Here is a 14867-nt window from a genome sequence, read left to right as displayed (position 1 = left end):
GAGGCGACGCGGGCCCCCGACCCCTCAACGCGTCGTTAACCATAATTGTTTTAACTCCATTAACGATAGTTCCCGCCGCCCGGTGGGGACGATCGCGAAAGTGATTGATTTCGTTGGAGTTCTTCCATCGTGGGGTCGTCTCCAGGCAGGGGCCGGAGCAAACGCGCGCAGCTCCTGCGCGCCGCTTTGCCGTGCCTTGTGCTGACGGCCCTCGAGAGCGCGCCGGCAGCCGCCCAGAGCCTGACGCCCGACCTCTTCAATCCCAACCGCGGCGGCTTTGCCTCGCCCGACACGCTGCCGACGCGGCGCACCGCCGGCGTGCCGCAGGCGCCGTCGGACGCGCTGCCGGCGCTGCCCGATCCCAACGATCCCCGCAGGCGCCAGCAGCCGCCGGCGACCTCGCGTGTCGGCCAGAACCCGGCCAATCAGGTCCCGACCTACGGCCTGCGCGCCGCCAACGGCGCGAGCAGCTCCGGTTACGACTCGCTCAACCGCAAGCGGCAGCAGCCAAAGCTCTATCCCGGTCAGCCGAAGCCGAAGCGCCCGGTGGGGCCTGGTTCGCCGGTGCCGCCGGCAACGCCGGAGCGGACGCTCGGTCCGCCGCGCATCGCGCCGCCGCCGTCCGAGACCGCGCACAGGGTACCGGTGCCGCCGGCGATGGCCGGCAACGTGCCGGGCCAGCCGCTGCGCCGCCGCCTCAGGCTCGATGAGGATCCGTTCGGGGCGGTGGGCGACTATGCCGGCAGCTTCCTGATCAAGGGCGGGCTCGAGCTCTCCGCCGGCTACGACTCCAATCCGGCGCGCCTCAACAAGCCGGTCGGCTCGCCGGCCTATGTGGTCGCGCCCGACCTTCTCGTGATGTCCGACTGGGAGCGCCATGCGCTGGTCGCCGATTTGCGCGGCTCGTTCTCCGGCTACACCAACAACATGCCGGCAACCATCAACGGTTTGGCCTCGCCGGCGCCGGTCGAGGTCGACCGCCCCGATTTCACCGGCCATGTCGACGGCCGCGTCGACGTCACCCGCGATTTCAAGCTGACCTCGCAGCTCCGCCTGCGGCTCGCCACCGACAATCCCGGCAGCCCGAACGTGCAGGCCGGCCTGCAGAAATATCCTGTCTACGCCACCTATGGCACGACCGTCGGCTTCGACCAGACCTTCAATCGCTTCCAGGTCGCCGCCGGCGCCACCGTCGATCGCACCGCCTACACGGATTCAAAGCTCACCGACGGCACGACCTCCAGCAACGACGACCGCAACTTCAACCAGTATGGCGGCGTGGGGCGGTTCTCCTACGATCTCAAGCCGGGCCTGAAGCCGTTCGTCGAGATCCAGGGCGACACCCGCGTGCACGACCAGCCCGCCGACCGCAACGGCTACTTCCGCGATTCAAACGGTGGCTACGCCAAGATCGGCTCGTCCTTCGAGTTCTCGCGCATCCTCACTGGCGAAATCTCGGTCGGCTATTCCGCGCGCAACTATGTCGATCCGCGCCTCAGCCAGCTCGCGGGCTTCCTCACCACGGGATCGCTGATCTGGAACGCGAGCGGTCTCACCACGGTGAAGTTCTTCACCGACACGCAGATCGCCGAGACCACGATTCCCGGTTCATCCGGCGTGCTGGTGCGCACCTATGCCGCCGAAGTCGATCACGACTTCCGACGCTGGCTCACCGCGGTCGGCAAGTTCACCTACGGCACCTACGACTATCAGGGCCAGAACCGCAACGACAAGACCTACTCGCTCGAAAGCAATCTGATCTACAAGCTCAACCGCAACGTCTGGATCAAGGGCACGCTCCGCCACGACATCCTGGATTCGAACCAGGCGGGGTCAAGCTCGCAGGGGACGGTGGTGATGCTGGGGGTGAGGTTGCAGAATTGATTCCGCCTGTAGGCACGCGTCTAGCTAGAGTGAGATGGCGCGCGAGAACGCGGCTCTCTCCGCTCGTCATTCCGGGGCGCGCCACTTGGCGCGAACCCGGAATCCATCGGGCCTAAGGGGTCGTGGGTGAATGGATTCCGGGCTCGCGCTTCGCGCGCCCCGGAATGACCGCTTACCGCGGCAGATCCGTCTTCCCCATCAGGAACGTATCGATCGACCTTGCGCACAGCCGGCCCTCGCGGATGGCCCAGACCACCAGCGACTGGCCGCGGCGCATGTCGCCGGCCGTGAACACGTTCGGGCGCGAGGTCTGGTAGTCGAGCGTGTTGGCCTTGACGTTGCCGCGCGGGTCGAGCTCGACCGAGAGCAGCTTCAAGAGGCCCTCGTGCACGGGGTGGACGAAGCCCATCGCGAGCAGGACGAGCTCGGCATCGAGCTCGAACTCGGTGCCGGCAATCGGCTTGAACTTGTCGTCGACGCGCACGCAGTGCAGCTTCTTGACCTTGCCGTTCTCGCCGGTGAACTTCTGCGTCAGCACGGCGAATTCGCGGACTGCGCCTTCGGCTTGGCTGGACGAGGTGCGCATCTTCAGCGGCCAGTTCGGCCAGGTCAGGCCCTTGTTCTCGCGCTCGGGCGGAGCGGGCATGATCTCGAGCTGGGTCACCGACAGCGCGCCCTGGCGCAGCGAGGTGCCGATGCAGTCACTTCCGGTGTCGCCGCCGCCGATGACGACGACGTGCTTGCCGCCGGCCAGGATCTCCTGCACGCCGCCGAGCGGCTCCTCGGAGACGCGGCGGTTCTGCTGCGGCAAGAAGTCCATGGCGTAGTGGATGCCGGCGAGGTCGCGGCCGGGGATCGGCAGGTCGCGCGGGGCTTCCGCGCCGCCGGTCAGCGCCACGGCGTCGTACTCGTTGAGCATTTCGCGCGGATCGACATTGCCGTCGGCCCCGACATGGCTGTTGTAGTGGAAGGTGACGCCTTCGCCTTCCATCTGCTTGACGCGGCGGTCGATGATGCCCTTCTCCATCTTGAAGTCGGGAATGCCGTAGCGCAGCAGGCCGCCGGCCTTGGCATACTTCTCGAACAGGTGCACGTCGTGGCCGGCGCGAGCGAGCTGCTGCGCGCAGGCCATGCCGGCGGGACCCGATCCGATCACGGCCACCTTCTTGCCGGTCTTCACGGCCGCCACTTCCGGCTTCAGCCAGCCATTGTCCCAGGCGCGGTCGACGATCGCGCATTCGATGGTCTTGATGGTGACCGGGTTGTCGTCGATGTTGAGCGTGCAGGAGGCTTCACAGGGCGCGGGGCAGATGCGGCCGGTGAACTCCGGGAAGTTGTTGGTCGAGTGCAGGTTGCGCGAGGCCTCTTCCCAGTTGCCCTGATAGACGAGGTCGTTGAAGTCGGGGATCTGGTTGTTGACCGGGCAGCCCGGCGTGCCCGGCGCGACCGAGCCGGTGCCGTGGCAATAGGGAATGCCGCAGTTCATGCAGCGCGCGGCCTGGTCGCGCGTCTCCTTCTCGGAGAGGGGAACGACGAACTCGCCGAAATGCTTCAAGCGCTCGGCGACCGGGGTGTACTTGCGGTCATGCCGTTCGATTTCGAGAAATCCCGTGATCTTGCCCATTAAACCCGTAGTCCCTGCCGCTTAGTCGTTTGTTCTCTCGCCCCTCATCCTGAGGAGCGGCGCCCCTTTGCGCCGCGTCTCGAAGGATGAAAGGCCCTGATGATGACCTCATGGTTCGAGACGCGCTTCGCGCTCCTCACCATGAGGGCTTATTGCCTACGCCCCGATCGCGATTTTCGGCTCGGCGTCCGCGTTGGCGGCCATTTCGCGCAGCGCGCGCCGGTACTCGACCGGCATCACCTTGCGGAATTTGGGCAGCCATTCCTTCCAGTTGGCAAGGATGTCGGCGGCGCGCTTGGAGCCGGTCGCCTTGGCGTGGCGCGTGATCAGGACGTGCAGCCGCTCGACGTCGGAGTCGAGCAGGTTCTTGAAGACGTCGACCCGGCCATGCGCCTCGAGGTCACCGGAGTGGTTGTAGGTGCCGGCGTTGATCAGCTCTTCCGACAGCACCGGCTCGAGCTCGACCATCGACAGATTGCACAGCCTGTCGAAGTCACCGGTCTCGTCGAGCACGTAGGCGATGCCGCCGGACATGCCGGCCGCGAAATTGCGCCCGGTCTTGCCGAGCACGACCACGATGCCGCCGGTCATGTATTCGCAGCAATGGTCGCCCGCGCCCTCGACCACCGCGACGGCGCCCGAGTTGCGCACGGCAAAACGTTCGCCGGCGATGCCGCGGAAATAGCACTCGCCCTCGATCGCGCCGTACATCACGGTGTTGCCGACGATGATGCTCTCTTCCGGCACGATGCCGGCGTTCTTCGGCGGCTTGACGATGATCTTGCCGCCCGACAGGCCCTTGCCGACATAGTCGTTGCCTTCACCCTCGAGCTCGAAGGTGACGCCGTGGGCAAGCCAGGCGCCGAAGGCCTGGCCAGCGGTGCCCTTGAGGCTGACATGGATCGTGTCATGCGGCAGGCCGGCATGGCCGTAGATCTTGGCGACGGCGCCCGACAGCATCGCGCCGGCGGAGCGGTTGGTGCTGTTGATCGCGGCCTCGATCTTCACCGGCGCACCGCGGTCGAGCGCAGGCGTCGCCTTCTCGATCAGCGTGCGGTCGAGCACCGCCTCCAGATGATGGTTCTGGCGCTCGGAGTGATAGATCTTCTGGCCCTTCTCTTCCTTCTGCTTGACGAACAGCTTGGAGAAGTCGAGGCCCTTGGCCTTCCAGTGCGCGACCAGCCTGGTCTGGTCGAGCAGCTGAACCTGGCCGACCATCTCGTTGAAGGTGCGGAAGCCGAGCGAGGCCATGATCTCGCGCACTTCCTCGGCGACGAAGAAGAAGTAGTTGATGACGTGCTCGGGCTGACCGGTGAAGCGCTTGCGCAGGACGGGGTCCTGGGTCGCGACGCCGACCGGACAGGTGTTGAGATGGCACTTGCGCATCATGATGCAGCCGGCCGCGATCAAGGGCGCGGTGGCGAAGCCGAACTCGTCGGCCCCGAGCAGCGCACCGATCACGACGTCACGTCCGGTGCGGAAGCCGCCGTCGACCTGGACCACGATGCGGCTGCGCAGCCGCTCGCGCACCAGCGTCTGATGGGTCTCGGCGAGGCCGATCTCCCACGGCGAGCCGGCGTGCTTGATCGAGGTCAGCGGCGAAGCGCCGGTGCCGCCCTCGAAGCCCGCGATGGTGACATGGTCGGCGCGCGCCTTGGCGACGCCCGCGGCGACTGTGCCGACGCCGATCTCGGAGACCAGCTTGACCGAGACGTCGCCCGTCGGGTTGACGTTCTTGAGGTCGTAGATGAGCTGCGCCAGATCCTCGATCGAGTAGATGTCGTGGTGCGGCGGCGGCGAGATCAGGCCGACGCCCGGCGTCGAGTGCCGGACCTTGGCGATGGTCGCGTCGACCTTGTGGCCGGGCAGCTGGCCGCCTTCGCCGGGCTTGGCACCCTGCGCCATCTTGATCTGCATCATGTCGGAGTTGACGAGATACTCCGTGGTGACGCCGAAGCGGCCCGAGGCGACCTGCTTGATCGCCGAGCGCATGGAATCGCCGTTCGGCATCGGCTTGAAGCGGTCGGCTTCCTCGCCGCCTTCACCGGTGTTCGACTTGCCGCCGATCCGGTTCATGGCGATCGCGAGCGTGGTGTGCGCCTCGCGCGAGATCGAGCCGAAGCTCATCGCGCCGGTGGCGAAACGCCTGACGATGTCCTTGGCCGGCTCGACCTGGTCGAGCGGCACCGGCTTGCGCTTCTCTTCCTCGGCGTTCTTGATCCGGAACAGGCCGCGCAACGTCAGCAGACGCTCAGACTGCTCGTTGAGGATTTTTGCGAAGGCGCGGTAACGCTCCTGCGAATTGCCGCGCGCGGCGTGCTGGAGCAGCCCGACCGACTCGGCGGTCCAGGCATGGTCCTCGCCGCGGCTGCGATAGGCATATTCGCCGCCGACATCGAGCGCGCTCTTGTAGACCTGCGCCTCGCCGAACGCGTCGGCATGGCGGCGCACCGCCTCTTCCGCGATCTCGCCAAGACCGACGCCCTCGACGCGGGTGTGCGTGCCGGCGAAGAATTTTCCGACGAAGTCGGCCTTGAGGCCGACGGCGTCGAAGATCTGCGCGCCGCAATAGGACTGGTAGGTCGAGATGCCCATCTTGGACATCACCTTGAGCAGGCCCTTGCCGATCGACTTGATGTAGCGCTTGACGATCTCGTAGTCGTCGAGCGAGCCGGGCAGGCGGTCCTTCATCGCGATGATGGTCTCGAACGCGAGATAGGGATTGATCGCTTCGGCGCCGTAGCCGGCAAGGCAGGCGAAGTGATGCACTTCGCGCGGCTCGCCGGATTCGACGACGAGGCCGACCGAGGTGCGCAGGCCGGTGCGGATCAGGTGGTGATGCACGGCGGCGCAGGCCAGCAACGACGGGATCGGCACCCGGTCGGTGCCGACCATCCGGTCGGACAGGATGATGATGTTGACGCCCTCGCGCACGGCGCTTTCCGCGCGCGCGCAGAGCTCATCCAGCACCTGGTCCATGCCGGCCGCACCGAGACCGGCGTGGAAGGTGGTGTCCAGCGTGCGCGACTTGAAGTGCGAGTCGGCCACGTCGGAGATCGAGCGGATCTTTTCCAGGTCCGCATCGGTCAGGATCGGCTGGCGCACTTCGAGGCGCTTGGTGGTGGCAAGCCCCTGGAGGTCGAACAGGTTTGGCCGCGGCCCGATGATCGAGACGAGGCTCATCACCAGCTCCTCGCGGATCGGGTCGATCGGCGGGTTGGTGACCTGCGCGAAGTTCTGCTTGAAGTAGGTGAACAGCGGCTTGGCCCTGTCCGAGAGCGCCGAGATCGGCGTGTCGTTGCCCATCGAGCCCGCGGCTTCCTCGCCCGTGGCCGCCATCGGCGTCATCAGGATGGTGATGTCTTCCTGGCTGTAGCCGAACGCCTGCTGGCGATCGAGCAGCGACAGATTGGAGCGCACGCCGGTGGTCGCAACCTTCGGCAGCTCTTCCAGCACGATCTGGGTCCGCTCCAGCCACTCCTTGTACGGATGGCTCTTGGCGAGCTCGGCCTTGATCTCGTCGTCGGGGATCAGGCGGCCCTGTTCGAGGTCGACCAGCAGCATCTTGCCGGGCTGCAGCCGCCACTTGGTGATGATCTGGTCCTCGGGGATCGTCAGCACGCCCATCTCGGACGCCATCACGATGCGGTCGTCCTTGGTCACGAGATAGCGCGCCGGCCGCAGGCCGTTGCGGTCGAGCGTGGCGCCGATCTGGCGGCCGTCGGTGAAGGCGATCGCGGCGGGGCCGTCCCACGGCTCCATCAGCGCGGCGTGATATTCGTAGAAGGCGCGGCGCTTCTCATCCATCAGCGGGTTGCCGGCCCACGCCTCCGGAATCATCATCATCACGGCGTGCGGCAGCGAGTAGCCGCCCTGCACCAGGAATTCGAGCGCGTTGTCGAAGCAGGCGGTGTCCGACTGGCCTTCGTAGGAGATCGGCCAGAGCCGGTTGATGTCCTTGCCGTAGAGCTCCGAGCTCACCGAGGCCTGGCGCGCCGCCATCCAGTTGGTGTTGCCGCGCAGCGTGTTGATCTCGCCGTTATGCGCGATCATGCGGTAGGGATGCGCCAGCGACCAGGCCGGGAAGGTGTTGGTCGAGAAGCGCTGGTGAACGAGTGCGAGCGCGCTCTCGAAATCCTTCTCGTGCAGGTCGGGATAGTACTTGCCGAGCTGGTCGGCGAGGAACATGCCCTTGTAGATCACGGTGCGGCACGACATCGAGCACGGGTAATAGCCCGCAAGGCCGCGGTCGCGGCGCTGGTAGATCGCCTGCGAGATCGACTTGCGCAGGATGTAGAGCCGGCGCTCGAACTCGTCCTCGGTCTTGGCGATGCCGTTGCGGCCGATGAACACCTGCATGCAGGCGGGCTCGGTCGGCTTCACGGTGACGCCGAGCGAGGAATTGTCGGTCGGCACGTCGCGCCAGCCGAGCAGGGTCAGGCCCTCTTCCTTGATCTGGTCGGCGATGATGCTCTTGATGACGTTGCGCCAGGCGGTGTCGCGCGGCAGGAACAGCGCACCGATGGCGTATTCGCCGGGATTGGGCAGCGCGAAGCCGAGCTCCTTGGCCTTGCGGCTGAAGAAGGCGTGCGGGATCTGCACCAGGATGCCGGCGCCGTCGCCAGCGCGTGGGTCGGCGCCGACCGCGCCGCGGTGCTCGAGGTTGCACAGGATGCTCAGCGCATCCGAGACGATCTCGTGCGACTTCTTGCCCTTGATGTTGGCGATGAAGCCAACGCCGCAGGAATCCTTTTCCAGGCTCGGATCGTAGAGGCCTTCGGCTTCGGGGCGCGAATTGTGCTCCTGAATCGGATCGGTCGTTTTCGAGGCGACCGTCGCCGACAGCTCTTCTGCCACGATGTTTGCGCGCTCGAATTGCGACCCGTTCATTGTTCCTGTCCTCTCCGTGCGGCAAGCTGTCTCACCGCCATCTTCGGCGCACCTTGGGCGTTCCGCGGCACCCGCCTCTGGGTCACCGCTCGTCCGCTGCGAGCCGCATTTTCTTAAATCCAGGCCTAGGCGTTCTACGTCCCCGAGAACGGCTTTGCCTGTTAACTTTCCGGCGCTCGGAAGCACCAGCTTTCGCTGCAATCCCTGTGCCGGGACCGCGAGCAAGATTGAGACAGCTTTCCTGTCCTAACCATCACCTTGCCAAATTTTTGTCTAGCACACAAGCGCGCGAAAGTCCCGATTCCCAAAGTGTCAATCATCGCTTTCCGGACGCGCGTGGCCCCGGTTTTGAAGCAAACGCGCCCTGATCCGGCCCAAGCGGCGCCGAAATCCCCGTTGAAGCTCCGGATCGCCCCTTCGAAAAGCGCGCCGCGCCGCAAGAAGCGAAAGAGCGCGATGATCCGGGGGCCTGACAGGAGCGTTTCGACCATGAAGTTTTTCACAGGATGTGTGGCCGCCGCCGCGCTGGCGCTGGCCGCGACCGCGACCCAAGCGCAAGTTCCGGCTAGCGGTATCGTGAGAGGGGGCGTTATCGCAGTGTCGGATTTCGACGGACCCTACGGGCCGCCGGAGGTCGCGCCGCCACCACAGCCGCGTTACGGCTTTGGCCCGGGCTATGGCTACGAGGAGCGCGGCCCGGCGCTGCTGCCGGCCACAGAGGTCTATGCGGTGCTGCGGGAAAACGGCTTCTCGCCGCTTGGCATCCCGCGCCTGCGCGGCAGCGTCTACAGCATCACGGTGATCGACCGCCGCGGTGACGACGGCCGCCTCGTGATCGATGCCCGCGACGGGCGGATCATCCGCTTCATGCCGGCTGCCGACGCCTATGGCATGGCGCCGTCTTACGAGGAGCCCGCGGTTACACCTTACCGCCCGCAAAGCGCACTGCCGCCGCCTACCATGGTCCGCAGCGGCCCGCCGCGCCCGCCGGCCCCGATCCCGCATGTGGCAAGCCGCTCCGTGCCGCTGCCCAAGGCCGCCCCGCGGCGCGGCGAGACACCGGTCGCCGCCAAGCCGGCCGAACCCGCGCCGCAGCGGGCTCAGGCACCGCAGGCGCAACCCGCGCAGCAGCAGACCGCTGCCATACAGGCCAAGCCCACTGAGGCCGCACCGCAAGCCGCCGCGCCAACCGTCGATCAGGCCAAGCCGGCGGCAACGATCCTGCCGACCCAGGAGATGCCGGCGGCGCAGGGGCTGGACTAGCGCTGCGAGCTAATAGGCGCGCCGTGAGGCGCGCGTGCGCGCCACGCTCTCAGTGTCGTCCCTGCGAACGCAGGGACCCATACCGCGTGATCTGTCGATCAGGATGAAGTGCGAGTCTCAAACTCCGAGTCTTCGCCAAACGTCTCCCTGGGGTTATGGGTCCCTGCGTTTGCAGGGACGACAGCGGGGAGACAGTTGAGCAAAACAAAGCGCCCGACATTTCGGGCGCTTTTTATGCGGGGCAAAACAAAAAACGCCCCGGGGCACCGGGGCGTTTTCGTAACTTGGTGGCAGTCGATGTGCTTAGGCGGCGACTGAGCTCTCGATCACCTGCGCCTTCGGCGCGCTGGTGGTGATCGCGATCTGGCGCGGCTTCTTGGCCTCGGGAATCTCGCGAACGAGGTCGACGTGAAGCAGGCCGTTCTCGAGCGAGGCGTCCTTCACCTGCACGAAGTCGGCAAGCTGGAAGGCGCGCTCGAAGGCGCGCGCGGCGATGCCGCGGTAGAGCACTTCGGACTTCGCGTTCTCGGCTGCGACTTTCTCGCCCTTGATCGTCAGCGTGTTTTCCTTCGCGACGATGGAGAGCTCATCCTTGGAAAAGCCGGAGACCGCAACGGTGATGCGGTAGGCGTTCTCGCCGGTACGCTCGATGTTGTAGGGGGGATAACCGGGGCTGCCGTCCGAGCCTGCCTGGTCGAGCAGGTTGAAGAGACGGTCGAAGCCGACGGTGGAACGATAGAAGGGGGTGAGATCGTAGGTACGCATGGTCAAGTCCTCCATTGAGCGACTGTTGGGTAACCCGCCCGCCAATCGGGCCGGGCTTTCGTCTGTGTGCAGCCTGATGTTCCGGTTCCGAAACACTGGTAGCGGCCTGCACGAAGGTGATATGGGTGAGTCCAGACGGCGTTCAAGAGGGCGGCATCAGCGCCTTTTCGGCGCTCCCGCCCCTTGATTCCCAGCACTTTGGGCCCAAGCACCTCCAATCATGACGCTGGTCTCGATCCCGTCCAACCCCGTTCCCGAAAACGTCGTCAGCGGCACCATCAAGACCCCCGATGGTGTCGAGCTGCGCTTTGCGCGCTGGGCGCCGCCGGCGAACCGCAAGGGCACCGTCTGCGTCTTCACCGGCCGCAGCGAGCAGATCGAGAAATATTTCGAGACGGTGCGGGATCTGCGCGACCGCGGCTTTGCGGTGGCGATGATCGATTGGCGCGGGCAGGGCCATTCCTCGCGCCGCCTGCGCGATCCGCGCAAGGGCTATGTGCGCGACTTCGCCGATTTCGAAATCGACGTCGAGGCCTTCGTTCAGCAGGTGGTGCTGCCGGATTGCCCGCCGCCCTTCTTCGCGCTGGCCCATTCCATGGGCGGCACGGTGCTGCTGCGCGTCGCACATGCGGGCAAGCGCTGGTTCGACCGCATGGTGCTGTCGGCGCCGATGATCGACCTGCCCGGCCGCACCACCTCGTTTCCGGTGCGCGCGCTGCTCAAGACGATGCGCCTGCTCGGCCAGGGCGGCAGTTATGTGCCCGGCGGCAGCGACCGCCTCACCGGGCTCGATCCCTTCATCAACAATCCCCTCACCAGCGATCCCGTGCGCTATGCGCGCAATGCCGCGATCCTGGAGGAGGATCCGACCCTCGGGCTCGCATCACCGACGGTCGCCTGGGCCGACACCGCGTTCCGCGCAATGCACACCTTCAAGGGCATGAACTACCCGTCCGAGATCCGCCAGCCGATCCTGATGCTGGCGGCCTCCAACGACACCGTGGTCTCGACCGCGGCGATCGAGGAATTCGCCTATCACTTACGCGCCGGCTCCCATCTCGTGATCGCCGGCGCCAAGCACGAGATCCTCCAGGAGCAGGACCGCTACCGCTCCCAGTTCTGGGCCGCCTTCGATGCCTTCGTGCCGGGCACGCCGCTGTTCAAGTGAGTGGGGCAGTGACGGTGCGCTCCCTCGCCCCGCTTGCGGGGCCGCGACGAGCTTCGCTCGCGCTGAGGGGGGCGGGGTGAGGGGCTGCTTCCGCAACGACGGTAGGAGTTGAATTCGCGGAGAATCCTCATTCTCCGTCATTGCGAGGAGCTCTTGCGACGAAGCAATCCAGACCCCTCACCGCGGAGACAATCTGGATTGCTTCGCGGAGCCTGTCATCGGGCCGCGCTTCGCGCGGACCCGTTGGCTCGCAATGACGGCGTGGATGAATTCCGACCGCTCCCGCATCCGCCTTCGCTGAAGCTTCGGCAGAAGAGAGGTGGAACGCGGCTCACAGCGTCTTCAGATATTCGATCAGGTCGTAGCGCTCGTTGTCGTCCTTGAACATGCGGCCGATGACGCCGGGGCGTTTCGGCTCGCCTTCCTTGCGCTCGAAGGAATGGCCGAGCACGCTGTTGCCCTGGACCGGCTTGCCATCAGGGCCCGTCATCGAGAACTCATTTTCGCCCATCTTGCACGTCTCGTTTGCCGTGACTGCAAAGCCGACGGTCACGGGATCATAGTCGCGGCGGCCCATGCAGAATTTTTGCGGGCGCTCGTTCTGTGGCTTCAGCAACCAGTAGAGAGACGGCACCGAACCGTTGTGCAGATAGGGCGCGGTCGCCCAGATGCCGTTCAGCGGCCGCGCGCGATAGCGCGGTCCGGGCGCCGGGTTGAGACAGTTCTTGCGCGCGAGGTTCCACAGTCTCGCCCGCTCGGCTTCCGGGGTCTTCTCGTCGTCCATCCATTTGCGGGCGACGAGGTCGACGACCGTCATGAGGCCGAGCGCATACACCATCTCGGTCGGCGAGCTCGCGGTCGGGACGTCGCATTGCCACCAGGTCTTGAGCTCGGCCGTGTTCACCTTCAGGAAGCCGGGCACATCGACAACCCTGTTGCCGAGCACGAACGATTGTTCGGGATCGGTCTTGATCTCGTCGGTGGGGATCGTCACCGCGTTCAGGACCTTGCCGTCGCCGCTCGGCTCCCAATGCCTGGAGGACCAGAAGGCCGGGGTGTCGACGGCGGGCAGGTGGCATCCCGAGCACATCTCACTGTAGATCGCGCGGCCGCGGTCGACGCGATCGGCCTTCAGCTTCCACGCGTCATCGAGGATCTGCGAGGGCCATTTTGGCGCGAGCAGGCCACCGAACTTCGGACCGGCCGCGGGATCGGCCGGCTTGAACGGATCCGGACCTCTGAGCATGTCCTCGATCCAGCCGAGCGTTTTGATATGAACCGAGGACCGCCAAAGCCGGTCCTCGGGATAGGCGTCGGACAGATTGAGCAGCGCCGTCACCCCGAGGGCCTCGCCGGCGTTGCGGATCAGCGGCTGCTCGATCGAGGCGTCGTACTGGGCGAACTTGAACCACGGCACGGTCCAGATCGCGGGATAGCTGACCGGCGCGTCCTGGGCATGCAGGTTCTTCTCGAATCCCTTGATCCCGTTCAGCGCGAAATCCTGCGAAAACACCTGGTTGCCGATGCGATTGAGGGCGTCGAGGCGGCCAAATCCTTCCTCGGTGTCCTGCTGCTGCTTGCCGTCCCAGGTCTTCTTGCCCTCGATCGTCTTCTCGTAGTTCTTGGCCCAGTCGATCAGGAACGTGCCGGTCGCGCTGAGCTTCTGCTTGAGCGCGTCGCGATCCGCCTTGCTGGCCTCGGTGCCGAGCACGCGATCGGCAAAGCGCTGGAAGCGGAACGGAACGTAGAGCGTGTAGGCGATCGACAGGCCGGTCGCGAGCTCGAGCTTCTTCAGGTCGGTCATCGCCGGGCCGCCGTCGAAGCGGACATCGACGCCCTTGTAGTGGATCTGGCCGGTGTGGCAGGCCGCGCAGGTCAGCCCGATCTTGTCCTCTTCGCGGCGGCCCGTCGCCGGATCGACGACCGCCGTCATCCGCGCGAAGCCGACCGGCAGGCCATCGACGTTCTCCGCCGGCGTCCACCTCGTCGACCAGTCCGGCACCTGCGTCGTCTCATAGACATTGGCGTAGCCGAAGCGGCGCAGCGTCGTCGCGTCGGTCTCGATCGTCTGCGGGCTCGGGATGAAGCCGTATTGCTCGAGATAGGTGCCGTCCTTCATCATGCCCGGTTGCGAGAGCAGGCGAAGGCGCGGCTGCTCCAGCGCCATGAACCACTCATAGGGCACCGGAAAGGTCGCGGTGCCCTGGCTGGCATGATGGAACCAGTGCCGGTCCTTCAGCGACCAGTTTTGCTCGAGCCAATAGGCGGCCTTGGTCTCCGGGAGCGTGGGCAAGGGCGGCGGCAGCAGCTGCGCGAGGACGCCCTTCTGCGGCAGCATCGCACGGACCTGGTTGGGGAATTCGGCGACCGCAACCAGGGCGACGAGGCCGAGGCCGATGACGAGCGCTGTGAGCGCGAACGCCCAGCGGAAGCGGAGCTGGCAGGCCGACAGCAGCGGCTGCGACAATATCCGCTGGTTGATCCGGTCAGGGAATTTGCGCTCCTCGAACAGCGTGCGCACGTCGGCCACGCTGAGATAGCGCTGCTCGTCGTTCTTGCCCTTGCCCATGATCTTCAGGAGGATGGGCCATTCGAATTTCATCAGCAGCGGGTAGTACCAGCGCGCGGCATTGCCGGCGCGCTTGAGGTTGTCGCGCATGAAAATCTTGATTTCCGCGGCGTTGAGGCCGGGCTCGCTGCTGCCGGTGTTCGGATCGGTGTAGGTCCGGCCGAAGCTTGCGAACCGCGCGATCTCGTCCTCGTTGACCTTGCCGTCGACACCGAGAATGCGCGAGCCGGCACCGCGCTTGTCGAGGGGACCGCCGCGTAGCGCGTCGAGCTGCGCGCCCGACCAGATGCTCTTCAGGATGTGACTGAAGCCGTTGGCGATGAGTGCAACGCCGCGGACCTGGATGCGGGCCGAGACCTTCTTCAGGCCCGTCTCGCCGGTCGCATTCGCAATCGTCTGCGACAGCGTAATGAGCGGGACGGTCCCGCCATCGACGAAACCTTCGCCGACGAGGCCACGCAGGAACGGGCAGGGGTTGTTCGGCGAGACCTGGATCGAGGGGTCGAAGGGCGGCTTCGAAGCGGGGTGATGCATGGCCCAATTTCCTCAAGGCGGCGAATCGTAAAAGCAGGCGCGCCGATCAAGCGCGGAAAGTCCTAACAAACCGACAGCAAACTATACTACTTCAGCGTGTAACGAAGTGTGGCCGAATTCACTGTCCTGTCAACAAGAGCATGATCCGGGAAAGTGTTTTCCGAAAAGCT

The 14867-nt window shown here is 65.7% G+C and carries 7 protein-coding genes; 3 read left to right on the top strand and 4 right to left on the bottom strand.

Features of this window, described 5'->3' with window-relative positions; genetic code table 11:
• Window positions 1–129: 129 nt before the first annotated feature.
• On the top strand, window positions 130–1884 hold the full coding sequence (locus tag GPL20_RS06315) for an outer membrane beta-barrel protein (RefSeq protein WP_347340021.1): 1755 nt from the start codon (window positions 130–132) through the stop codon (window positions 1882–1884).
• A 172-nt stretch (window positions 1885–2056) separates the two neighbouring features.
• On the opposite strand, the gene GPL20_RS06310 is transcribed toward GPL20_RS06315, so the two are convergent.
• Window positions 2057–3508 carry a glutamate synthase subunit beta gene (locus GPL20_RS06310; RefSeq protein WP_157328732.1) on the bottom strand — a complete coding sequence of 484 codons (1452 nt, stop codon included), beginning with the start codon at window positions 3506–3508 and terminating at the stop codon, window positions 2057–2059.
• A gap of 156 nt (window positions 3509–3664) precedes the next feature.
• A complete protein-coding gene (gene gltB, locus GPL20_RS06305) occupies window positions 3665–8398 on the bottom strand; it encodes a glutamate synthase large subunit (protein ID WP_157328731.1) in 4734 nt (1577 codons plus the stop codon).
• A 489-nt stretch (window positions 8399–8887) separates the two neighbouring features.
• On the opposite strand from gltB, the gene GPL20_RS06300 reads away from it, so the two are divergent.
• Window positions 8888–9661, top strand: coding sequence for a hypothetical protein (locus GPL20_RS06300; RefSeq protein ID WP_157328730.1), 774 nt, complete (start codon window positions 8888–8890; stop codon window positions 9659–9661).
• A 303-nt stretch (window positions 9662–9964) separates the two neighbouring features.
• Here the strand turns inward: GPL20_RS06300 and GPL20_RS06295 are convergent, their stop codons facing one another.
• Window positions 9965–10426 carry an Hsp20 family protein gene (locus GPL20_RS06295; protein WP_167532914.1) on the bottom strand — a complete coding sequence of 154 codons (462 nt, stop codon included), beginning with the start codon at window positions 10424–10426 and terminating at the stop codon, window positions 9965–9967.
• Between the two features lie 220 nt (window positions 10427–10646).
• Between GPL20_RS06295 and GPL20_RS06290 the strand changes: the two genes are divergently transcribed.
• A complete protein-coding gene (locus tag GPL20_RS06290; protein ID WP_157328728.1) occupies window positions 10647–11594 on the top strand; it encodes an alpha/beta fold hydrolase in 948 nt (315 codons plus the stop codon).
• 331 nt (window positions 11595–11925) lie between these two features.
• On the opposite strand, the gene GPL20_RS06285 is transcribed toward GPL20_RS06290, so the two are convergent.
• A complete protein-coding gene (locus GPL20_RS06285) occupies window positions 11926–14697 on the bottom strand; it encodes a di-heme-cytochrome C peroxidase (RefSeq protein ID WP_157328727.1) in 2772 nt (923 codons plus the stop codon).
• Window positions 14698–14867: the final 170 nt, after the last annotated feature.

It is taken from the genome of Bradyrhizobium cajani (assembly GCF_009759665.1).
GTDB classification, from domain to species: Bacteria; Pseudomonadota; Alphaproteobacteria; order Rhizobiales; family Xanthobacteraceae; genus Bradyrhizobium; species Bradyrhizobium cajani.
This window is presented reverse-complemented; position numbering and strand designations above follow the sequence as displayed.